Origin of the sequence: Pseudomonas umsongensis (genome assembly GCF_002236105.1) — a bacterium.
GTDB lineage: Bacteria > Pseudomonadota > Gammaproteobacteria > Pseudomonadales > Pseudomonadaceae > Aquipseudomonas > Aquipseudomonas umsongensis.
This window is the reverse complement of record NZ_NIWU01000003.1, coordinates 264877-290431: the sequence shown is the minus strand read 5'-3', so window position 1 is coordinate 290431 and position 25555 is coordinate 264877. Positions and strand designations below refer to the sequence as shown.

Here is a 25555-nt window from a genome sequence, read left to right as displayed (position 1 = left end):
GTTCAGAACACTACAATCTACTTCTTGGACGCGATCATCGCCATGAACGCTGGCATCGCCGCCTCCTTGTCCGCCGCAATTCGCTGAACATTCGGGTTATCGCCCAGACGCTCCAGTAGCGCCTTGGCTGCCGGCAGCTCAGCCAACAGATCAATATCGAACAGCTTCTTCGCTACTCCGCACGCCAGCGGCACGCTGTACAGGAAATAAAGATCCGCCACGCTCAGGTTTTCGCCTGCCACGTAGGGGCTGAATTTTCCGTGCCGGCCTAGCGCCGCAATACCCTGCAATAGTTCGGCCTTGGTTTTTTCCTTGATCGCATCCGGTAGCGTCATGCCAAAAAACGCTTCGGGATAAGAGGCACGCGCCGGTAGCTCGATATACAGCTCGATCTCCTTGGCCAGCGCCAGCACCTGCGCCCGCTCAAAGGGGTCGCTTGGCAGCAATGACTTGCCACCCTGGCTTTGCTCGATGTATTCGAGAATCACACTGGTTTCATTGATGAATCCCTGCTCTGCCTGCAGTACCGGAACTTTTCCGCGCGGGCTGATGGCCAACGCCTCAGGGCTGGTGCCCGCGTAAAACGGCACTTCTTCGAACGGCAATCCTTTCTCCAGCAGCGCCAGCTTGACCATGTTGTAGTAGTTGCTGACGGAAAAACCATAAAGCTTGAGCATCACATAGCCTCCAGGCTGTGCGGGGGTGGGCAGTGCCTGTTTATAGAATGCTCCGGGCTTTCTTTCCAGCAGCATCACGCGGCTGAATGCAGTTAAACTGATGAACTTTCCCAGAGGAGCCTGCCATGACCGAGCCAACCGATATCGATAACGACGAAGAAGAATTCGCCGAAACCACGCTGACCGAAGCCATCGAGAACCAGATCGAAAGCGACAATCCGCCGGCTGCCAAAGCGACCTTCAACAAGCTGACGCTGGTGGGCTACGAGCGCGAAGACATCCTCAATCTGATGGCTCACGTTTTGGCCATAGAAATCGACACGATGCTCGACGAAGACCGCGCGTTCAATACCGAATGGTACGAAGCCGCGCTGCGGGCTCTGCCCGAGTTGCCGCCGGAAAAGAAATAACCCTGTCACGAACACTGGACATGCCGCACAAGTGGGATCACCTTAGGGACGCTGTCGCCAAATTCCTAGAAAGTCTGGAGTCCTTATGTCGCTTACCCCTGAGTTGGTTGCCGAACTGGAAGTCCTCGCACTCTTCAACCTGGACAGTTCCCAGGAAGGTTTGAAAATTCATCAAACCGCTGCCCCGAAACACATTGCCGCTGCCAAACGCCTGCATGAAAAAGAACTGATCGACCAGCCTGATGGCGGTTACCTGACCAGCCTGGGTCGTGATGCCGCGCAAAACGTGCAAACCGTGCTCACCATTCTGAGAGCCGAAGAAACAGCCTGAATTCCCCTGCACCGCCCACGGAAACTCCTGCTCAAGGATTTCCGCGGGCGCACTTTGTAGCCCGCTTTCGTAACACGATACAAATCTGACGCCAGAAATAAAAAATCAGCTTAAAAGTCCCGGGGCCCAGGCGCTAAACTGCCCCTCATCCCGAGAGCCTCCACGTCCGAGCCCTGCGAGCCGGTTTGAGCTGACATGACCCGCACCCATGAAATCCGCCCCGATCTGGACCAGGGAATTGACCGCAAGGTGCTCAGCCAACTGCGCGCACGCTTCCTCAAGCTCAACGAGGGGCGCATGGCCCGTGCCATGGAAGGGTTGTCGACGCGCCAGCAAGGGGTATTGAACCTCCTTCCGCTGTTCTTCCATGTCAATCACCCATTGCTGCCGGGTTACGTTTCGGGCGGCACGCCGGCCGGGCTGTCGAATTTCGAGCCGGATGCCAACGTCCTCGCCGAAGCCCAGCGCCTGACCCGCTCCTTTTCCTATAAGCCGCGCCACGGCAGCAATCCACCACGGCCGATTCACGGCCTGTTCCTGATGGGTAGCCTCGGCACCCTGGCCCAGGCCGACCAGAGCGATATGGATGTGTGGGTCTGCCACAGTCCGGACCTGAGCGAAAATGAACTGACCGAGTTGCGCCGCAAATGCCATCTGCTCGAAGCCTGGGCTGCGACCCAGGGCGCCGAAGCGCACTTTTTCCTGATCGATCCGGTCCGTTTCGTAAAAGGCGAGCGCGACGGCCAGTTGAGTTCGGAAGACTGCGGTACCACCCAGCATTATCTGCTGCTGGACGAGTTCTATCGCACTGCGATCTGGCTGGCGGGGCGCACGCCGATCTGGTGGCTGGTGCCGGTGTATGAGGAAGCCAACTATGCCCAGTACACCCATACCCTGACGTCCAAGCGCTTCATTCGCGCCGATGAAACCCTGGACCTGGGCCATCTGGCCCGCATTCCGCCCGGCGAGTTCATTGGTGCCGGGCTCTGGCAGCTGTTCAAGGGCATCGAGTCGCCGTACAAGTCGGTGCTCAAACTCCTGCTGATCGAGGTGTACGCCAGCGAACACCCCAGAGTCCAATGCCTGAGCCTGCGTTTCAAACAGGAGGTGTTCGCCAATCGGCTCGACCTCGATGAGCTGGACCCGTACGTCGTGGTCTATCGGCGCATCGCGCAGTACCTCATCGCCCGCAACGAACCGGAGCGGCTGGAGTTGGTGCGCCGGGCGCTGTACCTGAAGGTCAACCGCAAACTCACCGGCACCGGTGGGCGCACCCAGGGCTGGCAACGCTCATTACTTGAGCGCCTGGCCCACGAATGGCAATGGGATCAGCGCCAGTTGGCCCTGCTGGATAGCCGCAGCCAGTGGAAAGTCCGCCAGGTCATCTCGGAGCGCCGGGCCCTGGTCAACGAACTGAATTTCAGCTATCGCTTCCTGACCCAGTTTGCCCGCCATGAACAAACCATCAGCCCGATCAACAAGCGCGACCTCAGCGTACTGGGCAGGCGACTGTACGCAGCGTTTGAACGCAAGGCGAACAAGGTCGAGTTCATCAACCCCGGAATCGCCCCGGACCTGGCCGAAGATACCCTGACGCTGGTGTACGCGCCGAGCAGGAAAGAACCGGACCAAAGCCAGTGGGGCTTGTACAACGGCAGCCTCACCGCCCTTGAGTGGGAACATTTCGCCCCGATCAAACGCAGTCGCCATTTAATCGAGCTACTCGCCTGGTGCCACCGCAACGGCGTGATCGACAGCAGCACCCGCCTGGCCTTGCACCCGGGCAGCAGCGACCTCAGCGAATTCGAGCTGTTCAACCTGCTTGGCAGCCTGCAACAAAGCATTCCCCTGCCACTGCCGGCCGTCGCCGAAAAAGCCCTGCTGCGTGCCAGCGCGCCCAGCGAAGTGCTTATTCTGGTAAACGTTGGCATCGATCCACTCAAGCACCACCGCGAACTGAACATCCTGATGACCACCGAGCGCACCGACTCCTTGAGCTACGCAGGCGTAAAGGAAAACCTGGTGCTGACCCTGGACCAGGTCACGCTCAACAGCTGGAACGAGGTGCTGGTCAGCCGCTACGACGGTCCCCACGCCCTGCTTGATTGCCTACGCGACTATCTCAACGCTCTGCCTGGTGGGCCACGCCAACCCAGGTTGAGAGTCCGTTGTTTCTGTCACAACCGTGCGCAATTCATTGCCCAGCGCGTCGAAGACATTCTCGAAACCGCGCAGAACCTGCTGCTGAGCAATCTCAATCACCGCTATCTGATCCAGGTCCAGCAGCATTACCACGTACTTGAGCTGATACCCGGCCAGGTCAATCACATCACGCAGGCCACGCTGCCGGGACTGCTGGACTGTCTCGGCGAAGACCGGGCGAGCTACAGCCCGCTGCACCTGGACCCGATGGCATTGGACGACCACGACCTGTCCTTGCTGCTGCCGATGGGTCGGCCCGGCTGCATCCAGGTGTTCTACCGGGTCAATGAAGCGCAGGCTGACCTGTACGTGCTCGATGAATTCAATGCCTTGTGGCAGCAACACCTGCCGTGGCATGACGAGCAAAGCCTGCTGGCGCCGCTGCAGCGTTTCCTGCAATCGATCCAGTACCGGCGCGACGCCGCGTTGCCAATGGACACGGCTCAGCCTGCGAACCTGGACACCCGGTATTACCAACTGCTGCCTTCGGGTACTGGCCGGGCGCGGCGGGTGGATGCGCGGTCGGCACCGCAAACCCCGGTCAACAAACCCTTCTATGACGTACAGGCGATCGTCGGCAAAGCCGCTCCGGGCAAGTTGCAGGTCACGTTGTATTGCAATCAGCGGGAGTTTAGCGAGCTGGAACATGGCGACCAGCTGTTCAGCGTGGTCGCCCGGGAAATCGTCGAGCAGCGCCACGAGACCGAACGCTACCGCTGCTACATCACCGATCTGGACCTGTCAGGCCTGCTCGGTGATGGTCAGGGGTCAAGCAATCTGTATCTGCGCTACAAGGCCGACCTGGAGCGCGCATTGAACGAGGCGCTCGGGCAGGTCTGAAAGGGCGTCACTCGGGGAAGGAGCCGCCATTGGCTGGCTGCGATTCGACTTCAAGCAGGGTCAGTTTCAACGTCTTGCCGCCCGGTGCTGGCCAGTCGATGTGCTGGCCGACTTTCAGGCCCAGCAACGCGCTGCCGACTGGCGCCAGAATGGAAATCTTGCCCTCATCGGCGTTGGCATCCTTCGGATACACAAGCGTCAGGTGGTAGTCCTTGCCACTGCCTTCTTCACGGCAATGCACGCGGGAATTCATGGTCACGACATCGGCGGGCACTTCATCGTGGCCGACCACTGTATCGGCGCGATCCAGTTCGGTTTGCAGCGCGATAACGCCCGGCAGCGATTCATCCAGGCTGTCGATCAGACGCTCCAGACGCTGAACGTCTAGACGGGTAAGGGTGATGGAAGGTGCGGTCATGATCAGGGCAGACTCCTTTCTTCTGCACGAAAAAAGCAAAACCCCGCCAGAAAAAGGCGGGGTTTTCACAAGCCTCGATGGGTTGAGGCGTTTCTGGACACTATCACAGCTCAAAAAATATACAAGCCGCCACCGGCGTACGGCTGTGTGTCCCTACCGGGGAGTGTCGGTGGTTTTGCGTTGCGAGGCCTGGGCGCAGATCACCCGGCGGCGTTCGTCATCCGCCGAGCGCCATTCGCGTATGTCTTCCACATGACGGAAACACCCGAGACAGACCTTCTGCTCGTCCAGCCGACACACGCCGCTGCACGGGGAAGGCACCGCCGGGCTGACGTTGCTGTAAAGCGGCTTGGGAGGGCGAGCAGGCGCGGACTGGGTCACGAGATTACAGGCCTTCGAAATCGAGCTCGACGTCAGCCTGCTGCTTGACGATACGTTCAAGCATCTCGCCCAACTGCTCTTCGCTCTTGTCGCACATCCAGCGCTCGCTTTCTTCGTCGTAGTCGAAGTGGAAGCCGCCGGACACAGCTGCCAGCCACAGCTGGCGCAGGGGCTCCTGGCGACTGAAAATCAGTGCGGTTCCGTTTTCAAATTTGACGGTCAGTACACCGGCCGAACTCTCCAGATCGATATCCAGGTCGCTTTCGTCAAAGATGTCTTCCAGTTTTTCCTGGGTGGCATCGACCAGATCGTGGAAACGGGCTTCGGACAAACTCATTGCGGCAACCTCAAAAATGTCTGATCAGGCTCAAGCGCCGCAAGATACGGACGCTGCTTGCCGAATGCAAAGGATTACTAATTGTGGGAGCGAGCCTGCTCGCGAAGAGGTCGGCACATGCAACATCATAGCTGCCGGACCCACCGTTTTCGCGAGCAGGCTCGCTCCCACAGGGACTCCATGATACCGACTGGCATCTTGCAAGGCCCGCCGGACGGGAGCCCCGTCGCATAGGCAAGCTGCCGGGTGGCCGGTATACTCCGGCGCAATTAATGCATTTTCAAGGATTTCGCCATGAAGCGCCTGATCTCTTCCCTTGCTGCGCTCCTCGCGGTTGCCTGCCTTGTGTCGGCCTGCGGTCAAAAAGGCCCGCTGTACCTTCCCGATGAAGATCAGGACCCTGCAGAGCAAGCCAAGTCCTCGCAAAAGCAGCCCTCCAAGTCGCACAAGCACGACGTCTACCAATAAGGGAACATCATGGACGCTTTTAACTACCGTGACGGTGAACTGTTCGCGGAAGGTGTTGCACTGTCTGCTATTGCCGAACGCTTTGGTACACCGACCTACGTTTACTCGCGTGCGCACATCGAAGCCCAATACCTGGCTTATGCCGATGCCCTGGTCGGTATGCCTCACCTGGTTTGCTTTGCGGTCAAGGCCAACTCCAACCTGGGTGTGCTGAATGTCCTGGCGCGTCTTGGCGCCGGTTTCGACATCGTTTCCCGTGGCGAGCTGGAACGTGTGCTGGCCGCTGGCGGCAGCGCCGACAAGATCGTGTTCTCCGGCGTCGGCAAGACCCGCGACGACATGCGTCGTGCGCTGGAAGTCGGCGTGCATTGCTTCAACGTCGAATCCACCGACGAGCTGGAACGCCTGCAAGTGGTGGCCGCCGAGCTCGGTGTTCGTGCGCCGATCTCCCTGCGCGTCAACCCGGACGTCGATGCCGGTACCCACCCGTACATTTCCACCGGTCTCAAAGAGAACAAGTTCGGCATCGCCATCGCCGACGCCGAAGACGTCTACGTGCGGGCCGCCCAACTGCCTAACCTGGAAGTGATAGGCGTCGATTGCCATATCGGCTCGCAACTGACCACCCTGCCACCGTTCATCGATGCCCTCGATCGCCTGTTGGGCCTGGTCGACCGCCTCGGTGACTGCGGCATCTACCTGCGTCACATCGACCTCGGTGGTGGCCTGGGTGTGCGTTATCGCGATGAAGAGCCGCCATTGGCTGGCGACTACATCAAGGCCGTGCGTGAACGTCTCGACGGTCGCGACCTGTCGCTGGTCTTCGAACCGGGCCGCTTCATCGTCGCCAATGCCGGCGTGCTGCTGACCCAGGTCGAGTACCTCAAGCACACCGAGCACAAGGATTTCGCCATTGTCGACGCAGCCATGAACGACCTGATCCGCCCGGCGCTTTACCAGGCTTGGATGGACGTCACCGCCGTGCGCCCGCGCAATACCGCTGCGCGTCCCTACGACATCGTCGGCCCGATCTGCGAGACCGGCGATTTCCTGGCCAAGGAGCGTGAGCTTGCCCTGGAAGAAGGTGACCTGCTGGCCGTGCATTCGGCTGGCGCCTATGGGTTTGTCATGAGTTCCAACTACAACACCCGCGGCCGCGCCGCCGAAGTGTTGGTGGACGGTGATCAGGCATTTGAAGTGCGTCGCCGTGAGACGGTAGCCGAGTTGTTCGCTGGCGAAAGCCTGCTGCCGGAGTAAAACCATGCTGCTGCGTTTTACCAAGATGCACGGCCTGGGCAATGACTTCATGGTCCTCGACCTGGTCAGCCAGCACGCGCATATACTGCCCAAGCATGCCAAGCAATGGGGCGACCGGCATACCGGCATCGGTTTCGACCAACTGCTGATCGTCGAAGCTCCGAGCAACCCGGACGTTGACTTCCGCTATCGGATCTTCAACTCCGACGGCTCCGAAGTGGAACAGTGCGGCAACGGTGCACGCTGTTTCGCCCGTTTTGTGCTCGATAAGCGCCTGACCGCAAAACGGCAGATCCGTGTCGAAACCAAAAGCGGCATTATCGAGCTCGATGTTCGCAGCGATGGCCAGATCAGTGTCAACATGGGCGCTCCACGCCTGGTGCCGGCCGACATTCCGTTCCAGGCGCAAGAACAGGCCCTGAACTATCAGGTCGACGTCGATGGCACGCCCGTCGAATTGGCCGCCGTGTCCATGGGCAACCCCCATGCCGTGGTGCGGGTCAGCGATATCAACAACGCACCGGTGCATGAACTGGGGCCGAAAATCGAGCATCACCCGCGTTTCCCGGCACGGGTCAATGTCGGTTTTCTCCAGGTTATCGACCGGAGCCGTGCGCAGTTGCGCGTCTGGGAGCGCGGGGCTGGTGAAACCCAGGCCTGCGGTACCGGCGCCTGCGCCGCCGCAGTCGCTGCGATCAGCCAGGGGTGGATGGATTCGCCACTACTGATCGACCTGCCTGGCGGGCGCTTGTCCATTGAATGGGCAGGCCCTGGCCAACCGGTCATGATGACCGGCCCGGCAGTGCGCGTTTATGAAGGACAAGTGCGTCTTTGAGTGAGCCACAACCATGACCGATAAGCCTCAGGTACCCGCCCGACAGCCCGACGAATCACCGTCCGAAAGCCTGGAGGCGGCGGCCATTGCCGCGTACCTGGAGGCTCATCCGGACTTCTTCGTCGAGCACGAAGACCTGCTTGCATCCTTGCGCATCCCCCACCGGCGCGGTGATACCGTTTCGCTGGTGGAGCGGCAGATGACCATCCTGCGCGACCGCAACATAGAACTGCGTCATCGCCTCTCGCACCTGATGGATGTGGCCCGCGACAATGACCGCCTGTTCGACAAGACCCGCCGCCTGATTCTCGCCCTGATCGACGCGACGAGCCTCGAAGACGTGGTGATCTGCGTCGAAGACAGCCTGCGCCAGGACTTCCAGGTTCCCTTCGTCAGTCTCATCCTGCTGGGCGACAACGCCATGCCGGTGGGCCGCTGGGTGACCCACGCCGAGGCACAAGTGGCCATCGGTGGTTTGCTGCAGGAAGAAAAGAGCGTCAGCGGCACCCTGCGCGAGCATGAACTGGACTTTCTGTTCGGCGAAGAACAGCGCAAGCAGATTGGCTCCACCGCCGTCGTTGCCATCAGCCATCAAGGCATCCACGGCATACTGGCCATCGCCAGCCGTGATCCGCAGCACTACAAGAGCTCGGTGGGCACGCTGTTCCTGAGCTACATCGCCGAAGTCATGGGCCGCGTGCTGCCACGATTCAACAGCTCCCTGCGCTCGGTACGCTGAAAATGGAACGGCAACTGGACGCTTACTGCGAACACCTGCGCAGTGAGCGGCAGGTGTCGCCGCACACGCTATCGGCCTATCGCCGCGACCTCGACAAAGTGCTGGACTGGTGCGTCAAACAGAACATCGCCAGTTGGGCGGCCCTGGACATCCAGCGCCTGCGTAGCCTGGTCGCCCGCCTGCATTCACAAGGCCAATCGTCGCGCAGCCTGGCGCGTCTTCTGTCGGCAGTACGCGGGCTTTATCACTACCTGAACCGCGAAGGTCTCTGCGACCACGATCCGGCCAATGGCCTCGCACCGCCCAAGGGCGAGCGCCGCTTGCCGAAGACCCTCGATACTGATCGTGCGCTGCAACTGCTGGAAGGCGGCGTGGAAGACGACTTCCTGGCGCGCCGGGATCAGGCGATCCTTGAGCTGTTCTACTCCTCCGGACTGCGCTTGTCGGAGCTGACCGGGCTCAATCTCGATCAGCTGGATTTGGCGGACGGCATGGTCCAGGTGCACGGCAAGGGTAGCAAGACCCGTCTGCTGCCTGTGGGCAAAAAAGCTCGCGAGGCGCTGGAACAGTGGCTGCCACTGCGAGCCTTGGCCAATCCGGCAGACGATGCGGTGTTTGTCAGCCAGCAAGGCCGGCGCCTGGGGCCGCGGGCGATCCAGTTGCGGGTCAAGGCGGCGGGCGAACGCGAACTGGGGCAAAACCTGCACCCACACATGTTGCGACACTCCTTCGCCAGCCACCTGCTGGAGTCCTCCCAGGACCTGCGGGCGGTGCAGGAACTGCTCGGCCACTCGGATATCAAGACCACCCAGATCTACACCCATTTGGATTTCCAGCACCTGGCAACCGTCTACGACAGCGCCCACCCACGGGCCAAACGCATTAAAGGCGACGATTCATGACTCTCCAACTGATCACTTTCGACCTCGATGACACCCTGTGGGACACCGCCCCGGTGATCGTCAGCGCCGAAGCCGTATTGCGGGAATGGCTGACTGAACATGCGCCCAACCTTGGAGCGATACCGGTGGAGCATTTGTGGGCCATTCGCGAACGCATCCTGAGCATCGAGCCAAACCTCAAGCACCGTATCAGCGCCCTGCGCCGGCGCGTGTTGTTTCACGCATTGGAAGAAGCCGGATACGCTCACGCTGAAGCGTCGGACCTGGCCGATCAGAGCTTCGAAGTGTTCCTGCATGCCCGGCATCAGCTGGAAATCTTCCCGGAGGTGCAACCCACCCTCCAGGCACTGGCCAACCATTACACCCTTGGCGTGGTCACCAACGGCAACGCCGACGTGCGCCGGCTGGGGCTGGCGGACTACTTCAAGTTTGCGTTGTGTGCCGAAGACATCGGCGTCGCCAAACCCGATGCGCGCCTGTTCCATGAAGCGCTGCAGCGCGGTGGTGCAACCGCAGAGACGGCGGTGCATATCGGTGATCATCCAGGGGATGACATCGCCGGTGCGCAACAGGCAGGGTTGCGGGCGATCTGGTTCAACCCGGCGGGCAAGGTCTGGGAAAACGAGCGTTTGCCGGATGCCGAGATTCGCAGCCTGACCGAGTTGCCAGCGTTGTTGGCGCGGTGGAATGCAACCTCAGCCTGACATAGCAACCTGTGGGAGCGGGCTTGCCCGCGAAGGCGTCGTGACAGTCAATAAAGGTGTCGACTGACAAACCGCATTCGCGGGCAAGCCCGCTCCCACATTGGGTCTCGTTGAGCCCAGAGTTTTATTTCAGGCATGAAAAAGCCCGCAGCGACGGCGGGCTTTTTCAGCAAGCGAGTAGCAGGCTCAGATAGGCCGGCTGCCGTACTTGTTGTCTGGCTTCTTGGGAGGATCGGCGACCACATTGGCCTCCACTTCCTGCACCTTGCCACCACGAGCCAGGAACTCCTCCATGGCCTTGGCCAGGGCGTCACGTTCCTTGTTCTTGGCTTCGACACTCGGCAGCTCATCGACCGATACCGCTGCCTTGGCTTTGCCTTTGGCGGTCGGAACGGGGGCATCACCGCCGTCGTCTTCAGCGACGTCTTCCGCCGCTGCTTCCAGACCTTCTTCGGTTTCGTCGTCGTCGCCTACTTCGAGGTCGTCGTTTTCCAGATCATCGTCGCTCATGTTCTACCTCATGACTTGCGAAAAGCAGATTAGTTATAGCCCAGCTTTGCCCTCTGTCGAAGGCTGCCGGAAAAAAATCAACAGCCGCTGCTGACCAGCGGTTATGCCCCTTCACCGTGCAAGGTGGCGAGGACTTTACGGGCACCGCCATGATCACGGTGCTCGCCCAGGTAAACGCCTTGCCAGGTCCCTAACGCCAGTCGACCCGCCGAAATCGGCAAACTGAGCTGACAGCCAAGCACACTGGCCTTGAAATGCGCCGGGAGGTCGTCCAGGCCTTCGTCGTTATGCTCATAGCCGTCTGTTCCTTGTGGGATCAGACGATTGAAAAATCGTTCGAAGTCGCGACGTACCGCCGGATCGGCGTTCTCGTTGATGGTCAACGACGCCGAGGTATGCTGTATCCACAAATGCAACAGACCGACCCGGCACGCCTTGAGTTCAGGCAGGCCAGCGAGTAACTCGTCCGTTACCAGATGAAAGCCCCGGGGCCTCGCCCGAAGGGTTATCAGAGTCTGTTGCCACATACAGTTCTCCGCACGTCCGGGGCGCATTCTAGCGCGCTCAGGGAAAAAACAAAGGCCCTGATCATCCTTCAATCATGTAAGCCATTGGCGGCACAAAAACTCGCATCGCAAACGTCGTAAAAGCTGTAAGAAAAAACCTTTCAGCCTTTGCTTCAATGACAAACTCCAGACGAAAAAATGCCCGGCAAGCCGGGCAAGATTTTTTCATGCGCGTGCTTACAAGTTGTAGCCGCGTTCGTTGTGAAGCGCCAGATCGATGCCGACCGCTTCTTCTTCCTCGGTGATCCGCAGGCCCATCACGGCGTCCAGGACCTTGAGGATGATGAAGGTGACGATGGCGGTGTAGATCACCGTGAAGCCCACGCCTTTGCACTGAATCCATACTTGTGCGGCGATGTCGGTCACGGTGCCGAAGCCGCCCAGGGACGGTGCAGCGAATACACCGGTCAGGATCGCGCCGAGAATACCGCCGATACCGTGCACGCCAAAGGCGTCCAGGGAGTCGTCATAGCCGAGCTTGCGTTTCAGGGTAGTGGCGCAGAAGAAGCACACCACGCCCGCTGCCAGGCCGATAACCAGGGCACCCATCGGGCCCACGGTGCCAGCAGCAGGAGTGATCGCAACCAGACCGGCCACGACACCCGAAGCGATACCCAATGCGCTTGGCTTGCCGTGGGTGACCCACTCGGCAAACATCCAGCCCAGCGCAGCGGCGGCGGTCGCGATCTGAGTGACCAGCATCGCCATGCCGGCAGTGCCATTGGCCGCCGCAGCGGAACCGGCGTTGAAACCGAACCAGCCGACCCACAGCATGGCCGCACCCATCAAGGTGTAACCCAGGTTGTGCGGGGCCATCGGCGTGGTCGGGAAACCTTTGCGCTTGCCCAGCACCAGGCAGGCAATCAGACCGGCCACACCGGCGTTGATGTGCACCACGGTGCCGCCAGCGAAGTCCAGCACGCCCCAGTCCCACATCAGGCCGCCGTTGCCGGACCAGACCATGTGCGCGATCGGTGCATACACCAGGGTGAACCAGATGCCCATGAAGATCAGCATCGCGGAGAACTTCATGCGCTCGGCGAAGGCACCGACGATCAGCGCCGGGGTAATGATGGCGAACGTCATCTGGAAGGTGATGAACACCGCCTCAGGGAACAGCGCCGCAGGGCCGGTCAGGCTGGATGGCGTGACACCGGCGAGGAAAGCCTTGCCCATGCCACCGAAGAAGGAGTTGAAGTTGACGACGCCCTGCTCCATGCCAGTGGTGTCGAACGCAATGCTGTAGCCATAAATGACCCACAGGACGCTGATCAGGCCGGTAATGGCGAAGCACTGCATCATCACCGACAGAATGTTCTTGGAGCGCACCATGCCGCCGTAGAACAGCGCGAGGCCGGGAATGGTCATGAACAGCACGAGGGCTGTCGAGGTCAACATCCAGGCGGTGTCGCCGGAGTTGAGGACTGGGGCCGCCACTTCGTCTGCCGCCAAGGCCAGGCTGGGCATTACGAAGGACAACAGGGCTCCTAGCCCTGCGAATTTACGCAGAGTCATTTTGTTTTCTCCTGGGGCGTTGGGTTTGTGGCGGCTTAGATTGCGTCGGTATCGGTTTCGCCGGTACGGATGCGAATCGCCTGTTCCAGATTGACCACGAAGATCTTGCCGTCACCGATCTTGCCGGTGTTGGCCGCCTTGGTTATCGCCTCGATAACCCGGTCGAGATCCTTGTCGTCAATGGCGACATCAATCTTCACCTTTGGCAGGAAATCGACCACATACTCCGCGCCGCGATACAGCTCGGTGTGACCCTTCTGCCGACCGAAGCCTTTGACTTCAGTAACGGTAATGCCCTGCACGCCGATCTCGGACAACGACTCGCGCACGTCGTCCAACTTGAACGGCTTGATGATGGCAGTGACTAGCTTCATGAAAACTCTCTCCCGAATTTGGTGGACTTGCCCCAGGAAAACAAACCCGTCTCAAGTCTAAGCGCAGTGCCTGGCTTTGTAACGCATCGTCGGCCTTACCTGCCCGTACGACGCCAGCTAACCGCTCCTTGCGAAACACTCCCCGCGTCTCGCCTGGCGCACTGCATTCGTCACAGCGACTGCATCAGTGCATGGGTCATCAGCATCTAAGCAGAAAGCTTGCCATCTCCACAAAACACTTTGATTTCAAGCCTTTGCCAACAGATCGCAACCACTTCACGACAACACCCAACGCGTTACGCACAACAACGGTGCGATACCGTCCGTCCCCATGCTCGAAAAGCGTGCATCCCTTGCCCGCGAATTTGACTATAGACACTGCGTGGTACACTGCCGGGCATTGCTACCAGGACATTCCCCCATGCTCGCGCCCAAAGACTTCCTCGACGCCCTGACAGGCACCGCCTCCCGCCTCTTCAGCGGCGACACTCCACTGCCGAAAAGCGAAATCGAAAGCCAGTTCAAGGCATTGTTGCAGAGCGGATTCAGCAAGCTGGATCTGGTCAGCCGCGAAGAGTTCGATAGCCAGATGGTCGTGTTGGCACGCACCCGGGCACGGTTGGAGGCTCTTGAGGCGAAAGTGGCGGAGCTGGAAGCGAAGCTGAGCCCACCAGCGGAAACTGAATAACTGAAGTAACTGATCCTTCCCATGCTCTGCGTGGGAATGCTTCCAGGGACGCTCCGCGTTCCGCCTCTGAAGCGACGCGGAGCGTCACCGTAATATCCCGTGAAAGTTTGCCCGCCTAACCACTTCACCAATCCCCTCTCCCACGTCTACCCTTGAAAAACCCGCAGGAAGCGGCCTCTCGTCACCTCAAGGAACGACCATGTCCCTCTCCATCGTCCACAGCCGCGCCCAGATTGGCGTGGATGCGCCCGCTGTCACTGTTGAAGTCCACCTGGCCAATGGCTTGCCATCATTGACCATGGTCGGCCTGCCCGAGGCGGCGGTGAAGGAAAGCAAGGACCGGGTGCGCAGTGCGATCATCAATTCGGGGCTGCAGTTTCCGCCACGGCGCATCACGCTGAACCTGGCACCGGCGGATTTGCCCAAGGATGGCGGGCGCTTCGATCTGGCGATTGCGCTGGGGATTCTTTCGGCGAGCGTGCAGGTGCCGACGTTGACGCTCGATGATGTGGAGTGCCTGGGTGAGCTGGCATTGTCTGGCGCGGTCCGGGCTGTGCGCGGTGTATTGCCGGCGGCTTTGGCGGCGCGCAAGGCCGGGCGATCGTTGGTGGTACCACGGGCCAATGCCGAGGAAGCGTGCCTGGCGTCGGGATTGAAAGTGATTGCGGTGGATCATTTGCTGGAGGCTGTCGCGCATTTCAATGGGCATACACCGATCGAGCCTTACGTCTCCAATGGTTTGCTCTACGCCAGCAAACCTTATCCTGACTTGAATGAAGTGCAGGGACAGCTGGCGGCCAAGCGGGCGCTGTTGATTGCTGCCGCAGGCGCTCATAACCTGTTGTTCAGCGGGCCGCCTGGAACCGGAAAAACGCTGTTGGCGAGTCGCCTGCCCGGGCTACTGCCGCCGCTATCCGAAAGCGAAGCCCTGGAGGTGGCGGCGATCCAATCCGTTACCAGTTGCGTACCGCTGAGCCATTGGCCGCATCGGCCGTTTCGCCAACCCCACCATTCTGCCTCAGGCCCCGCACTAGTGGGTGGCGGCTCGAAACCGCAGCCGGGCGAGATCACCCTCGCCCACCATGGCGTCCTGTTTCTGGACGAACTTCCAGAGTTTGAACGCCGGGTGCTGGAAGTTTTAAGAGAACCATTGGAGTCCGGGCATATCGTGATTTCCCGGGCGAAGGATCGCGTGCGGTTTCCAGCGCGGTTCCAGTTGGTGGCGGCGATGAATCCGTGCCCCTGTGGATATCTTGGCGAACCCACGGGCCGCTGCTCCTGCACACCGGACATGGTGCAACGTTACCGCAACAAGCTGTCGGGCCCACTGTTGGATCGGATCGACTTGCACCTGACCGTCGCACGGGAGGCCACGGCGCTGAATCCCCCCGTGAAACCGGGAGAGGACAGCGCCAGCGCTGCATTGATAGTGGCCGAGGCACGCGAGCGCCAGCAGAAGCGTCAGGGCTGTGCCAATGCCTTTCTCGATCTACCGGCGCTGCGTAAGCACTGCAAGTTATCCACAGTCGATGAAAACTGGCTGGAAACCGCTTGTGAACGACTAAACCTCTCCCTGCGTTCAGCGCACCGGCTGCTCAAAGTTGCGCGCACGCTGGCGGACCTTGAACAAGCCGAGGGAATCGGACGCGAACATTTGGCCGAGGCGCTGCAATATCGGCCGACAACGCTCTAGCCGGCATCACCCTTTGGTTAGATCAACCAACGGCGTCTGCCGCACCTCAGTTTCCCGCCCCGCCTGAATCTCGCCCACCTGCTTCAAGGCCTTATCCACAGCCGCCTTATCCGCCAACAAGCTGTAGCTGATGCGGAACTGCTTGTGTTCCTTCGGCGCAATGGTCGGCACCAGGTTCAGTGGCCGCTGATAACGGCGGTTGTAGGAAAAACTTGTTCCCGGCTCCAGCCCCGAGACATAGCCCTGGCCTTGGGTGTCGGTGTTTTTCCACAGGGAGAACACGGGCAGTGTCTGAGTGTTGAAGCCGACCGAAACTCCAAGGCTACCGGCCTTGTCATGCAGCACGGTCAACGTATCGCCCTGGGCATCGGCATACGGCACCACGTTGTAAACCGTCTCGTCGTAGTCCTTGGTCGGTGCGCGATAGGTTTGCCAGTCCGACAAATCGCCTTTGGCTTTATCGTTGAACGGTGAGACCTGTTTCACCGGCGCGACGAAGCGGGCGCCCTGTTCCAGGAACGGCGTGCTGAAGTTGCTGTGATACAGCGCCTGATATTCCTTCGGATAGTCACCGTTGTTGGTCAGGGTGTCGTTGAGAGCGAACGTTACGCTGCCGGGCTCGGTGACCAGCTCAGTCGCCACGGAGAAGTCGACTTTCTTGAACGCCTGCTCTTTCAGTTCACCGCGCAAGGTGATGGCGTACGGTGGTTTTTCATCGATGTGCAGGGTGACTGTGCTCGCAGGAATATTCGCGGCCCGACCGTGCAGGGTCAGCAGTTCGCCGTTGTCGACGCCGGGGTGGCCAACCCATTCGTAGCCGCAGCGGGTGACCAGCTCATTGAAACCTTCCAGCCAGCCCAGACCGCCGCGGCCATTGAGTTCGATGAAGGACGGATTGACCACTTCCTTGACCGGCGAATCCCAGCCCATGCGCACACTACCGACCGACGCCTGCAACACGTTCATCCCGCGAGTCGGCACCACGGAGAGTTTCATCCTGCCGTTATCGATCTCGACGATGCTGACGCCCTCTTGCCGACCGCCGTGCAGGGTACGAAGAGTCACGGAGAAGGGTTGGTCGGTTTTCACACCGAGTTGCTGGCTGGTGATCTGCCAGTTTTGCGCAGCTTTATCGCTGTCGAGCAGGACGTAATCCCAGGCCATGGCGTGGGAGGCGGACAGCGCGCCAAGGACAACGAGGAGTTTGAGCGAGGTCATGGGGGAAGCCTTTCTTGGAGTTGTGCATTTTTTATAGCGCTGATGAAACGATTCAGCAAGCTTAAAAAGCCCACGCCCGAGCCTTCCCAAGTCAATTAATATTGACCTTATGCAACCTCCGCACGCTTACGTTAGTCTCATAAGGTTTAAACCTCCGGCAGACTGGCGGTGATATCATCATGGCATTAAGGCCGCCCGCCAAATGCAGGAGCACGTACAGACACATCTGTCTGTCATTTTTGCGCAACGGATCGTATGGAGTTTGAATGCGCGGGGCACTATTACGCAGCGGTAAGAGCGGGTCATTCACTGCCCTCGGCGAAACAGGTCAACCGGTCTACCGGGCAGCCCTGCAATTGCGCGAAGCCATTCGCCGCAAGAACCCCGAGTTGGTAGATCATCTGGCCATCCCTCAAAGCGATGAACTCGGCAACCGGATCGACTGGTACAGCGCCCTCGACGGCGACGTGATTCCGTGGAGCAGTGCGACCGAAGAAGAACGCGCCCCTGCCCGCCGCCAGCTTGAAGCCTTGAAAAACGCGCTCGAAGAATTGAGCCAGCGTTTCCTGGGTACGGACTCCGCCGAACAGCCGCAAGGCGACAAAGCCGTGTTCGGTAAGCTACTCAAGCGCGTGATTCATTTCCCGGACGAAAACTTCGTCTACCTGGTGCAAGGCAAACCGGTGCTGACCTTCTGGGGTTTCGAGCATGCCGGTACGGGCAATAGCGATCCCCTGCACTGCCTCTATCAGGTCCCACCCGCGTTCACGCTGCCACCCGAGGTCGAACCGCCTGTTGTCGCGCCCGTCATGCCGGTGGTTGCTCGTCCATGGTGGCGTCGCTGGTGGTGGTGGCTGTTGCTGCCGCTGTTGCTCCTGCTGTTGTGGCTGTTGCTCGGCCTGCGAGGGTGCGTTCCGATTCCGTTGGTGGCGGTAGACTTGCTGCCAGATAGCGTTGTGCCAGTAGAAAAACAGCCGGAAGAGCCGCCAAAGACCGGCAATGTCACGACGGTCAATGGCGTCCCGGTGACAGGCACCGTTATAGGCTCCAGCACTGGAACCGGCATCGGTACCGCCGTGACCGGAACCCATGACGTAGAGGCGCCGCCAGTCGAAGGCACCGAGGCTGATGCAGCGGCGGCCGACCTGGCCAAAGGCACCGAGGCTGATGCAGCAGCGGCCGACCCAGCCAAAGATCCGGCAACCGAAAACAAAACCGCGACACCCGAAAACAAAACCGCACCGCCGGATGTCACATCGCCCGAGGCAGAAAAACCCGCCGCCGCCAAACCCGGCCCTCCCCTCAGCATCCCGCCAGACGCCGCCGATGGTGCCGCCAAGTTTCTCGATGGCCAGTACAGCGCAGGCGCCGGGATACAGGACCGCAGAACCGGCAAGCCGCTGCGTCTGGAGTACCAGCTCAAGGACGGCAAGGGCCAAGTCACCGTGCACCAGGCCGACGGTTCGAAATGCAGCGGGCCAGTGAGCGCTACTATGAAGGGTGGCAGCCTGGCCATCGACAGCCAGGGCCAGGCCGTTTGCGGCGATGGCAGCACTTACGACATGCCCAAGGTCAGCTGCAGCAAAGGGGCGACCTCGATCGCGGACTGCACCGGCGGTTACGGAAAAGAACAATTCCCCATGTCCATGCGGCAAGTGGCCGAATAAAAACGGAATAACTCGACATGTTGCCTGAAGTCACTCAATTCGAAGACACCGTCACGCTGGTCAGCGACACCGGCATCCAGTTCATGGATTTCGCCCTGCGCCTGGATCCCCGCAAGGAACCGGCGGGCGAGTTCGCACCGATGATCAGCGGGCTGATCTGCCGCCTGGCGTACAACGAAGAGAAAGACTTCTTTTTCTACGAACCCGAACCGGAAAAGGTCGAAAAAGCCAAGCCTGCGTTCAGCGTCGACATGAAAAGCAGCCTCGATTTGCTCGACGGCATCTGGCTGCCGATTCCGTTTTTCCGCTTCATGCCGCCGCATCGCTTCGACGAAGGTCCGACCAACTGGTCGCGCATGCGCTTGGTGAAATTGGCGACTCCCGACATCGACGGTAATACCCACCGCCTGACGATGGCGTTCGACAGCCGTGTGATGCCCAAGCGTGACGGCACTGCCTATCTGGCGCCGAACGATGAAGACATCAGCTCCGGCGTGTCTTTCAAACTGGCGACCAAGGCTAGCGAAACCCGCTGGTTCCTGGCGCAACCGTGGGTCAACGAGTGGTTGCTGGAAGTGTTCAATGAGGGCAATGCCCACCGTTCGCGCGCAGAGCTGGACATCGATATCCGCGCCAACCATCACCTGGCGCACTACCTCAACTTGCTCAGCCTGTTGAGCAAACCGTCAGCCGCCCAGGAGTCGAAGGCCCGGGCGAAAGTTGAAATCCCCGAGCTGAAAGTGGTCGCCAACGACAGCAATGGCCTGGTCAAACCGATACCGGTAGACCTGGTGCTGGACGTCGGCAACTCGCGTACCTGCGGCATCCTGATCGAAAACCACGGTCAGGCCGGCTCCGGACTGAAGCAGAACTACGTGCTGGAACTGCGTGACCTGATCACCCCCGAACACACCTATAACCTGCCGTTTGAAAGCCGCGTGGAGTTCTCCCAGGCGTACTTCGGCAAGGACCACTGCTCGGTCAAGAGCGGTCGCCACGATGCGTTCCAATGGGCGACGATTGCCCGTGTCGGCAATGAGGCCAGTCGCCTGGCCAGTCGTCGTCGCGGCACCGAAGGCTCCACGGGCCTGTCCAGCCCGAAACGCTATCTGTGGGACGAACACGCCTATGGCCACGGCTGGCGTTTCAACTGCTCGTACATAAAGACCGACAATGAGCCGTACGCCACCGCCGCGCCGTTCTCGCACCTGATCAACGAAACCGGCGAGGCGCTTTACAGCCTCGAAGAAGACGATCGTCTGCCGGTGTTCATGCCGCGTTACTCACGCAGCTCGCTAATGACCTTCATGCTCGCCGAAGTACTGGCCCAGGCGCTGTCGCAAATCAACAGCCCGGCCCAGCGTTCGCGCCAGGGTCACACCCGTGTGCCGCGCCAGCTCAACAGCATTACCCTGACCGTGCCGCCGGGCATGCCGCAGGCCGAGCGCAGTATCCTCAACGAACGCATGCTGCAAGCCATCGGCCTGGTGTGGAAAAGCCTCGGCTGGCATGCCGGCGAGGAAGATCCACATCTGGATCAGGCTGTCAGTCCGCGCACGCCGATCCCGAGTATCCGCGTGGAATGGGACGAAGCGTCCTGCGGCCAGTTGGTGTACCTGTACACCGAGGTCAACGAGAACTTCGCCGGTCACCCGGAAGAGTTTTTTGACACCATCGCCCGGCCGGACAAGGTCGACCGTCAACGCATCACCCTCGCGACCATCGACATCGGCGGTGGCACCACCGACCTGGTGATCACCGACTACCGCCTCGACCGCGCGGGCAATACCGGCAGCGGCAGCAACGTGCACATCGTGCCGGAACAGCGTTTTCGCGATGGCTTCAAAGTGGCCGGCGACGACATCCTGCTGGACGTGATCCAGGACTTCATCCTGCCGAGTTTCGAAAAAGCCTTGCAGAACGCCGGCGTGAAGGCACCGAACTCATTGATGTCACGGCTGTGCGGCGATGAATCGGTCAGTGCCCAGGACATGATCCTGCGTCAGCAATTGAACCTCCAGGTGTTCGTCCCGCTGGGCCTGGCGCTGCTCAAGGCGTATGAGCATTACGATCCGCAGGTCCCGCAAGAAGTCATCCCGCAAAGCTACCGCCAATTGCTCGGTGACAATGCCATCAGCCAGACCGTGCTCGACTACGTGAATGTCGCCGTGCGTCGCGATGTCGGCGCCCAGAGCAGTTTCGACCTGTATGACGCGCCGATCAGCTTCGACCTGCAAAAGCTCCATGCCGCGTTCCTCAATGACCAGATCAACATCACCAAGATCCTGGGTGCACTGTGTGAAGTGGTCGCGCATTACCCCTGTGACGTCTTGCTGCTGACCGGCCGCCCTTCGCGCCTGCCCGGCATCCAGGCGTTCATTCGCAAGCTGTTGCCGCTGCCACCGGGGCGCATTCTGGCGCTGCAAAACTACCGCACCGGCGGCTGGTATCCGTTTCACAAGAACGGCCGGATCGACGACCCGAAAAGCACCGCCTCGGTCGGCGCCATGCTCTGCCTGTTGTGCGCCAACCACAGCGTGCCGAACTTCTACTTCCGGGCATCGGCGCTCAAGCCATATTCGACGGTCAAGCACATCGGCGTCATCGATCTGAACAACGTGATCAAGGATGCCGACGTGCTGTACCGCGACATCCAGTCCGAAGACTACAAAATCAAGCTACCTGAAATTGGCGTTGGCGACGCCGTCGACACACCGCAGCTGGAAATGCGCGGCGACCTGCGCCTCGGTTTTCGCCAGTTGGCCACCGAACGCTGGGCCGCTTCGCCGTTGTACACCTTGCGGTTCACCAAGGCGGGTCGGGAGAAGTTTTCCCGGGCAACCGGTGAAAACGGCAGCGCCCCGCTGCTCAAGGTGCGGTTCGAGGTCAAACCGGCGGACAAATACACGCGCAAGCAGGATCTGGTCAGCGATCGCCTCTCGGTTCGCGACATCGAATCCAACAGTAACAACGTCAACTTCAACCCGCGCAGCGACCTCGAGCTGGAACTCAACACCATGCTCGACGCCGGCCTGAGCGAGACCAAGTACTGGCTCGACAGTGGAAGTGTGAAACGCAAATGAATGACCTGACCCCCGATCAAACTCAGCTCTCTGCCAGTTGGGCCGCTGTTTATGAAGGCGCCGGTCAAGCGCTGGACTGGATTGAACAGACGCGCGGCAATGCGCCACGCCTGGACAGCGAAGCCGACAACCTGAACATCCGCCTGCACCGCGCCCGCAACCTGGCTCAAAGCCTCGGTCGCGTGGCCTGCACGCCGATGACCATTGGCTTTTTCGGCTTGTCCCAGGCCGGCAAGTCCTACCTGATTTCGGCCCTCGCCGCCGGTCAGAACGGCAAGCTGGAAACCGAGTTCGGCGACCATCGCCTGGACTTCATCAAACACATCAACCCGGTGGGTGGAGGCAAGGAAGCCACCGGCCTGGTCACGCGCTTCAGCCGTCGGGCGACGGCAAGCCAGGACAAGGACTTCCCGGTAGAACTTACGTTGTTCAAGGAAATCGAGCTGGCGAAGATTCTCGCCAACGCCTGGTTCAAGGATTTCGACCTTGAGCGGATTTCCTACGAGATCGACGAAGAGCGCATCCAGCGCGTGCTCAAACCGTTCGAAGGCCGCGAAACCGGGCCGCTGCAAACGGGCGTCAACGCCGACGATCTGGTGTCGCTGTGGGATTACCTGCGCGACAATTTTCGCAACTCGGTGAAGAAGCTTGAGCACCTGTACTGGCCCAAAGCGTTGCAGCTGGCGCCACGGCTGAATTTCCAGGAGCGGGCCGAGCTGTTTTCGATCCTCTGGGGTGAGCAAAGCGAGTTGACACGCGTGTACCAGAAACTGGCCGGCGCGCTGCACAAGCTGGGTCTGCCCGAGACTGTGTTCGCACCGTTGAAGGCCTTGGTGAGTTTCGACAACGACACCTACAGCCAGCGCGACAGCATCATGAACGTCGACATCCTCGAACGCTTCGGCAGCCCGCTGGACTTGCCGATCGAGGTTCGGCCGCTTGTTGGCGATCGCCTGCAAAACAGTCAGGCAATTGCGGTCGCGCAACTGGCGGCACTGACCGCCGAAATGACCTTCCGTCTGATCGAGGCGCCGGTAGATGACATCGTCAATCAGGTCGACCTGCTGGATTTCCCCGGTTATCGCGGGCGCCAGAAACTGCACGAGATCGCCGATTCCAACGACCCGCAATCCAGCGCCAAGGACAATTCCGTTTCCCAGCTGATCCTGCGCGGCAAGGTCGCCTACCTGTTCGAACGCTACACCGACAACCAGGAAATGAACGCACTGGTGGTCTGCACCAGTTCGACCAAGCAGAGCGACGTCAACGACGTGGGCCCGGTGCTGACCCGCTGGATCGAAAAAACCCAAGGCGCCGACTCGGCTGCTCGCAGCAAGCGCGATACTGGCCTGATCTGGGCGCTGACCATGCTCGACCTGCGCATTACCAACTCCCTGAGCCTGACACCCGATCAGTACGATGAGAGCTGGAACGGCATGGTCAAACTGACCATGCTGGAGCGTTTCGGCAGCCTGAGCTGGATGAACGACTGGGCCGGCACACCGTTCCAGAACACCTACCTGGTGCGCAAACCGCGTATGGATGCGGCGTTCATCGGGCAAGACGCGACGGGTGCGGAAACCGGCCTCAATGCCATCTATCAGGAACGTGTCAGCGCGCTGGGCACCAGCTTCGCCAGCAACGCGCTGGTGTGCAAACACATCAAGAACCCGGTCAACGCCTGGACAGAAATGCTGCGCAACGACGACGGTGGCATCAGCCACTTCAGCAGCAGTTTCAAGGGCGTGGCCAATATCGAATTTAAACTGCAGCGTATCCGCGAGCAATTGAGCGAATGCCTCGAAGGCCTGACCACTCACGGACTGAGCACCTGGTACCACGCTGACGACGACGGCGCCGCAGCCGCCAAGAAAGCCAAGGCGCAAATGATTCTGACGGGCCTGGGCCGTCGCCCCGCGGTACTTGGCGAATTGATCGATCAACTCGACATACCGAGCGAAGAGGTGCGCGACCTGTACCTCAGCGGTGTGTACGAAACCGATGATGAGCCGGTCGTGAACGACGAGCCGGTCACCCCGACACCGAGCCAGAGCCTCTACGGCAACGACGCCGGTTTCAATTTCGATTTCAGTGACGACCCGGGCCATGACGCGCCAGTCAGCAGTAAAACTGCCACCCCGGCACCCGAACTGCAAAGCAATGAGCACCGTTTCGCCAAAGCGGCGTTCAAGGCCTGGATCGCGCACCTGCGTGAACTGACCACCCGGCAAAGCCTGCTCAACCTGCTGGGGCTGGAAAAGGCCTTGCTGGAAGCGGTGGTCGATGAACTGATCACCGCCGGCTATCGCCAGGACTTGCCGGGGCAACTGAGCCGCGCCGTCCTCAAGCGCGCACAAAGTGGCGCGCGGCGTGATCAACTGGTCGAGCGCCAGGTGCTGGAAGTGCAGCGCGTGCTGCGCGATTTCGTGTCTTGGTTCGGCTACCTCCAGAAACCGGTGAGCGAGCGTCCGAACAGCCGCGCCGGTGCCAAGGAGCCCCTGTTTTCTTTCTACACCGACATTGGCCCGGGACAAGTGCCCGTACTGCCGGCGCAACCGGCGAATCAGGCGCAACGGTACCTGGGCGACTGGCTTTCGGGCCTGGCCTACATCACGCAGGACAATGCCGGCCATGGTGCCGGACGTGAAATCACCCCTGAACAGAACGAACGGCTGGGCCAAGTGCTCAAAGCCTTCGCAGCGAGATAAGCAATGCCAATTCGTGTCGACCTGCTCGCGTTAGAGCCCAATGTGCCTGGCCAGGCCCGCCTCACTGTGAAGAAATGGCAGGGTGACGAGCAACAGCTGGAGTTTTCCATTCAGCGCAACCAGGACGGTTTTTACCTTCAGGACCACAAGGCCTGGAGCAACAATCCATTCTGGTTCAAGGTCTCGCGTTTCAACCTCATGGCCAACGGCGAAGCGTTGGAAACCCAGGTCGGACCAGACGTGGTTGACCCGCTGCTGGAAGGCGGCGCCAACTCGCAATTCCAGATCGAATTGCGTGAACAGGGCCAAGGCCACGCCGACAAAGGCGTGGTTCGGCCAGGCGTCGGTTTGTTGCCGTCCACGGCCGGCGGCCAGACACGCTCGACTTACGGCGCTGTCGAATTGACGGCGCCCAGCGCACCGGCACCGGCACCGGAGATCCCGGAGATCCCGGATCTGCCTGAACTGACCCTGTCCACCGCCGAGCCAGAAATGGAGTTGGAATCGGTACTCACCGAGCGCGCCTATACGCCGCCTCCCGCACCGGTGAAGAAAAGCAATAAAGGCCTGATCGGCCTGTTGATTGTAGTGTTGCTGCTGGCGGCGGGCGCCGGATTCTGGTTCTACAAACGCACCCCAGCGCCTGCGGTTGCAGCCACTGCCGCCGCACCTGCTGGCGCCAATGCTCAAGCCTGCACCCTCGACAGCATGAACAGCCTGCCCGAGCTTACCTTCGTCCAGACCTGCATCAAGGCGGCGCCGGACAGTGCCAGGTTGCTGGAGATCATCAACCAGGCCAAGGACAGTAAACATTGCGGCGTCGCCCAGCGCCTGTACGCCAACCGTGCCCAGGCCGGTGACGTGCTGATCGCCAACGCCTATGCCCGCGAATACGACCCTAAATACCTGAAGGCCAGCGAGTGCTTCCCGGCCGCGGACAACGCCACCGCCGCCTACTGGTATGAAACCATCCTCACCCAGGACCCGAACAACGCCGAAGCCAAGCAGCGTTTCGAGGAGTTGCAGAAGTGA

At 60.3% G+C, this 25555-nt stretch carries 24 protein-coding genes; 15 read left to right on the top strand and 9 right to left on the bottom strand.

The features are described 5' to 3' along the window. Window positions 1-17: 17 nt before the first annotated feature. Entirely contained in the window at window positions 18-677 is a 660-nt protein-coding gene (locus PSUM_RS17920) for a glutathione S-transferase family protein (RefSeq protein WP_033039370.1), read from the bottom strand. Between the two features lie 125 nt (window positions 678-802). Here PSUM_RS17920 and PSUM_RS17915 point away from each other — a divergent pair, with 125 nt between their 5' ends. The 3 genes from PSUM_RS17915 (at window position 803) to PSUM_RS17905 (ending at window position 4460) form a co-directional block, all read left to right on the top strand. After that, window positions 803-1087: a hypothetical protein gene (locus PSUM_RS17915; protein WP_020799334.1), complete on the top strand. Its 285-nt coding sequence runs from the start codon at window positions 803-805 to the stop codon at window positions 1085-1087. 85 nt (window positions 1088-1172) lie between these two features. Next, window positions 1173-1418, top strand: a complete 246-nt coding sequence (locus PSUM_RS17910) for a TIGR02647 family protein (protein WP_008066390.1) — start codon at window positions 1173-1175, stop codon at window positions 1416-1418. A 195-nt stretch (window positions 1419-1613) separates the two neighbouring features. Continuing rightward, window positions 1614-4460, top strand: coding sequence for a class I adenylate cyclase (locus PSUM_RS17905; protein ID WP_083349899.1), 2847 nt, complete (start codon window positions 1614-1616; stop codon window positions 4458-4460). A 7-nt stretch (window positions 4461-4467) separates the two neighbouring features. Here the strand turns inward: PSUM_RS17905 and rnk are convergent, their stop codons facing one another. The 3 genes from rnk to cyaY form a co-directional block, all read right to left on the bottom strand. Then, a complete protein-coding gene (gene rnk, locus PSUM_RS17900; RefSeq protein ID WP_020799336.1) occupies window positions 4468-4878 on the bottom strand; it encodes a nucleoside diphosphate kinase regulator in 411 nt (136 codons plus the stop codon). Window positions 4879-5031: 153 nt separating this feature from the next. Beyond that, on the bottom strand, window positions 5032-5259 hold the full coding sequence (locus tag PSUM_RS17890; RefSeq protein ID WP_081648183.1) for a DUF1289 domain-containing protein: 228 nt from the start codon (window positions 5257-5259) through the stop codon (window positions 5032-5034). A gap of 4 nt (window positions 5260-5263) precedes the next feature. Continuing rightward, complete coding sequence (cyaY, locus tag PSUM_RS17885) at window positions 5264-5596, bottom strand: iron donor protein CyaY (protein WP_020799338.1); 333 nt, start codon at window positions 5594-5596, stop codon at window positions 5264-5266. A 294-nt stretch (window positions 5597-5890) separates the two neighbouring features. Between cyaY and lptM the strand changes: the two genes are divergently transcribed. Genes lptM through PSUM_RS17855 form a run of 6 tightly spaced genes read left to right on the top strand, consistent with a single transcriptional unit; the run spans window position 5891 to window position 10501 of the window. Next, window positions 5891-6064 carry an LPS translocon maturation chaperone LptM gene (lptM, locus tag PSUM_RS17880; RefSeq protein WP_020799340.1) on the top strand — a complete coding sequence of 58 codons (174 nt, stop codon included), beginning with the start codon at window positions 5891-5893 and terminating at the stop codon, window positions 6062-6064. A gap of 9 nt (window positions 6065-6073) precedes the next feature. After that, a complete protein-coding gene (gene lysA, locus PSUM_RS17875) occupies window positions 6074-7321 on the top strand; it encodes a diaminopimelate decarboxylase (protein WP_033039364.1) in 1248 nt (415 codons plus the stop codon). A gap of 4 nt (window positions 7322-7325) precedes the next feature. Next, entirely contained in the window at window positions 7326-8156 is an 831-nt protein-coding gene (dapF, locus tag PSUM_RS17870; protein ID WP_020799342.1) for a diaminopimelate epimerase, read from the top strand. A gap of 13 nt (window positions 8157-8169) precedes the next feature. Then, entirely contained in the window at window positions 8170-8895 is a 726-nt protein-coding gene (locus tag PSUM_RS17865; RefSeq protein WP_083349900.1) for a DUF484 family protein, read from the top strand. A gap of 2 nt (window positions 8896-8897) precedes the next feature. Continuing rightward, window positions 8898-9797 (top strand): tyrosine recombinase XerC, encoded by a 900-nt coding sequence (xerC, locus tag PSUM_RS17860; RefSeq protein ID WP_033039362.1) that lies wholly within the window; start codon window positions 8898-8900, stop codon window positions 9795-9797. After that, a complete protein-coding gene (locus tag PSUM_RS17855; RefSeq protein WP_033039360.1) occupies window positions 9794-10501 on the top strand; it encodes an HAD family hydrolase in 708 nt (235 codons plus the stop codon). Before xerC ends, PSUM_RS17855 begins: the two co-directional genes overlap by 4 nt. A gap of 186 nt (window positions 10502-10687) precedes the next feature. On the opposite strand, the gene sutA is transcribed toward PSUM_RS17855, so the two are convergent. From sutA to glnK, 4 genes are all read right to left on the bottom strand, one after another. Then, the gene (sutA, locus tag PSUM_RS17850; RefSeq protein WP_007980816.1) at window positions 10688-11011 is read right to left on the bottom strand and encodes a transcriptional regulator SutA; all 324 of its coding nucleotides are present in this window, start codon (window positions 11009-11011) and stop codon (window positions 10688-10690) included. A 101-nt stretch (window positions 11012-11112) separates the two neighbouring features. Beyond that, window positions 11113-11538 (bottom strand): secondary thiamine-phosphate synthase enzyme YjbQ, encoded by a 426-nt coding sequence (locus PSUM_RS17845; protein WP_033039357.1) that lies wholly within the window; start codon window positions 11536-11538, stop codon window positions 11113-11115. A 216-nt stretch (window positions 11539-11754) separates the two neighbouring features. Beyond that, complete coding sequence (locus tag PSUM_RS17840; RefSeq protein WP_020799347.1) at window positions 11755-13092, bottom strand: ammonium transporter; 1338 nt, start codon at window positions 13090-13092, stop codon at window positions 11755-11757. Between the two features lie 35 nt (window positions 13093-13127). Continuing rightward, a complete protein-coding gene (glnK, locus tag PSUM_RS17835) occupies window positions 13128-13466 on the bottom strand; it encodes a P-II family nitrogen regulator (protein WP_002555808.1) in 339 nt (112 codons plus the stop codon). Window positions 13467-13887: 421 nt separating this feature from the next. Here glnK and PSUM_RS17830 point away from each other — a divergent pair, with 421 nt between their 5' ends. Both PSUM_RS17830 and PSUM_RS17825 read left to right on the top strand, forming a co-directional pair. Next, window positions 13888-14154, top strand: a complete 267-nt coding sequence (locus PSUM_RS17830) for an accessory factor UbiK family protein (protein WP_020799348.1) — start codon at window positions 13888-13890, stop codon at window positions 14152-14154. 199 nt (window positions 14155-14353) lie between these two features. Beyond that, window positions 14354-15847 carry a YifB family Mg chelatase-like AAA ATPase gene (locus PSUM_RS17825; RefSeq protein WP_083349901.1) on the top strand — a complete coding sequence of 498 codons (1494 nt, stop codon included), beginning with the start codon at window positions 14354-14356 and terminating at the stop codon, window positions 15845-15847. A 6-nt stretch (window positions 15848-15853) separates the two neighbouring features. Here the strand turns inward: PSUM_RS17825 and PSUM_RS17820 are convergent, their stop codons facing one another. Next, window positions 15854-17065, bottom strand: coding sequence for an aldose 1-epimerase family protein (locus PSUM_RS17820; RefSeq protein WP_020799385.1), 1212 nt, complete (start codon window positions 17063-17065; stop codon window positions 15854-15856). 266 nt (window positions 17066-17331) lie between these two features. Here PSUM_RS17820 and PSUM_RS17815 point away from each other — a divergent pair, with 266 nt between their 5' ends. Genes PSUM_RS17815 through PSUM_RS17800 form a run of 4 tightly spaced genes read left to right on the top strand, consistent with a single transcriptional unit; the run spans window position 17332 to window position 25555 of the window. Beyond that, window positions 17332-18732 carry an SrfA family protein gene (locus tag PSUM_RS17815; RefSeq protein WP_033039472.1) on the top strand — a complete coding sequence of 467 codons (1401 nt, stop codon included), beginning with the start codon at window positions 17332-17334 and terminating at the stop codon, window positions 18730-18732. A gap of 17 nt (window positions 18733-18749) precedes the next feature. Beyond that, complete coding sequence (locus PSUM_RS17810; protein ID WP_020799387.1) at window positions 18750-21815, top strand: virulence factor SrfB; 3066 nt, start codon at window positions 18750-18752, stop codon at window positions 21813-21815. Next, the gene (locus PSUM_RS17805; protein WP_083349902.1) at window positions 21812-24523 is read left to right on the top strand and encodes a putative virulence factor; all 2712 of its coding nucleotides are present in this window, start codon (window positions 21812-21814) and stop codon (window positions 24521-24523) included. The genes PSUM_RS17810 and PSUM_RS17805 overlap by 4 nt, the downstream gene beginning before the upstream one ends. A gap of 3 nt (window positions 24524-24526) precedes the next feature. Continuing rightward, window positions 24527-25555 carry a hypothetical protein gene (locus tag PSUM_RS17800; protein WP_083349903.1) on the top strand — a complete coding sequence of 343 codons (1029 nt, stop codon included), beginning with the start codon at window positions 24527-24529 and terminating at the stop codon, window positions 25553-25555.

Excerpts from the sequence above, each read along its gene's own strand:
- PSUM_RS17920 (WP_033039370.1), bottom strand. The coding sequence starts at position 677 with ATGCTCAAGCTTTATGGTTTTTCCGTCAGCAACTACTACAACATGGTC.
- PSUM_RS17915 (WP_020799334.1), top strand. The coding sequence starts at position 803 with ATGACCGAGCCAACCGATATCGATAACGACGAAGAAGAATTCGCCGAA.
- PSUM_RS17910 (WP_008066390.1), top strand. The coding sequence starts at position 1,173 with ATGTCGCTTACCCCTGAGTTGGTTGCCGAACTGGAAGTCCTCGCACTC.
- PSUM_RS17905 (WP_083349899.1), top strand. The coding sequence starts at position 1,614 with ATGACCCGCACCCATGAAATCCGCCCCGATCTGGACCAGGGAATTGAC.
- rnk (WP_020799336.1), bottom strand. The coding sequence starts at position 4,878 with ATGACCGCACCTTCCATCACCCTTACCCGTCTAGACGTTCAGCGTCTG.
- cyaY (WP_020799338.1), bottom strand. The coding sequence starts at position 5,596 with ATGAGTTTGTCCGAAGCCCGTTTCCACGATCTGGTCGATGCCACCCAG.
- lptM (WP_020799340.1), top strand. The coding sequence starts at position 5,891 with ATGAAGCGCCTGATCTCTTCCCTTGCTGCGCTCCTCGCGGTTGCCTGC.
- lysA (WP_033039364.1), top strand. The coding sequence starts at position 6,074 with ATGGACGCTTTTAACTACCGTGACGGTGAACTGTTCGCGGAAGGTGTT.
- dapF (WP_020799342.1), top strand. The coding sequence starts at position 7,326 with ATGCTGCTGCGTTTTACCAAGATGCACGGCCTGGGCAATGACTTCATG.
- PSUM_RS17865 (WP_083349900.1), top strand. The coding sequence starts at position 8,170 with ATGACCGATAAGCCTCAGGTACCCGCCCGACAGCCCGACGAATCACCG.
- xerC (WP_033039362.1), top strand. The coding sequence starts at position 8,898 with ATGGAACGGCAACTGGACGCTTACTGCGAACACCTGCGCAGTGAGCGG.
- PSUM_RS17855 (WP_033039360.1), top strand. The coding sequence starts at position 9,794 with ATGACTCTCCAACTGATCACTTTCGACCTCGATGACACCCTGTGGGAC.
- sutA (WP_007980816.1), bottom strand. The coding sequence starts at position 11,011 with ATGAGCGACGATGATCTGGAAAACGACGACCTCGAAGTAGGCGACGAC.
- PSUM_RS17845 (WP_033039357.1), bottom strand. The coding sequence starts at position 11,538 with ATGTGGCAACAGACTCTGATAACCCTTCGGGCGAGGCCCCGGGGCTTT.
- PSUM_RS17840 (WP_020799347.1), bottom strand. The coding sequence starts at position 13,092 with ATGACTCTGCGTAAATTCGCAGGGCTAGGAGCCCTGTTGTCCTTCGTA.
- glnK (WP_002555808.1), bottom strand. The coding sequence starts at position 13,466 with ATGAAGCTAGTCACTGCCATCATCAAGCCGTTCAAGTTGGACGACGTG.
- PSUM_RS17830 (WP_020799348.1), top strand. The coding sequence starts at position 13,888 with ATGCTCGCGCCCAAAGACTTCCTCGACGCCCTGACAGGCACCGCCTCC.
- PSUM_RS17825 (WP_083349901.1), top strand. The coding sequence starts at position 14,354 with ATGTCCCTCTCCATCGTCCACAGCCGCGCCCAGATTGGCGTGGATGCG.
- PSUM_RS17820 (WP_020799385.1), bottom strand. The coding sequence starts at position 17,065 with ATGACCTCGCTCAAACTCCTCGTTGTCCTTGGCGCGCTGTCCGCCTCC.
- PSUM_RS17815 (WP_033039472.1), top strand. The coding sequence starts at position 17,332 with ATGCGCGGGGCACTATTACGCAGCGGTAAGAGCGGGTCATTCACTGCC.
- PSUM_RS17810 (WP_020799387.1), top strand. The coding sequence starts at position 18,750 with ATGTTGCCTGAAGTCACTCAATTCGAAGACACCGTCACGCTGGTCAGC.
- PSUM_RS17805 (WP_083349902.1), top strand. The coding sequence starts at position 21,812 with ATGAATGACCTGACCCCCGATCAAACTCAGCTCTCTGCCAGTTGGGCC.
- PSUM_RS17800 (WP_083349903.1), top strand. The coding sequence starts at position 24,527 with ATGCCAATTCGTGTCGACCTGCTCGCGTTAGAGCCCAATGTGCCTGGC.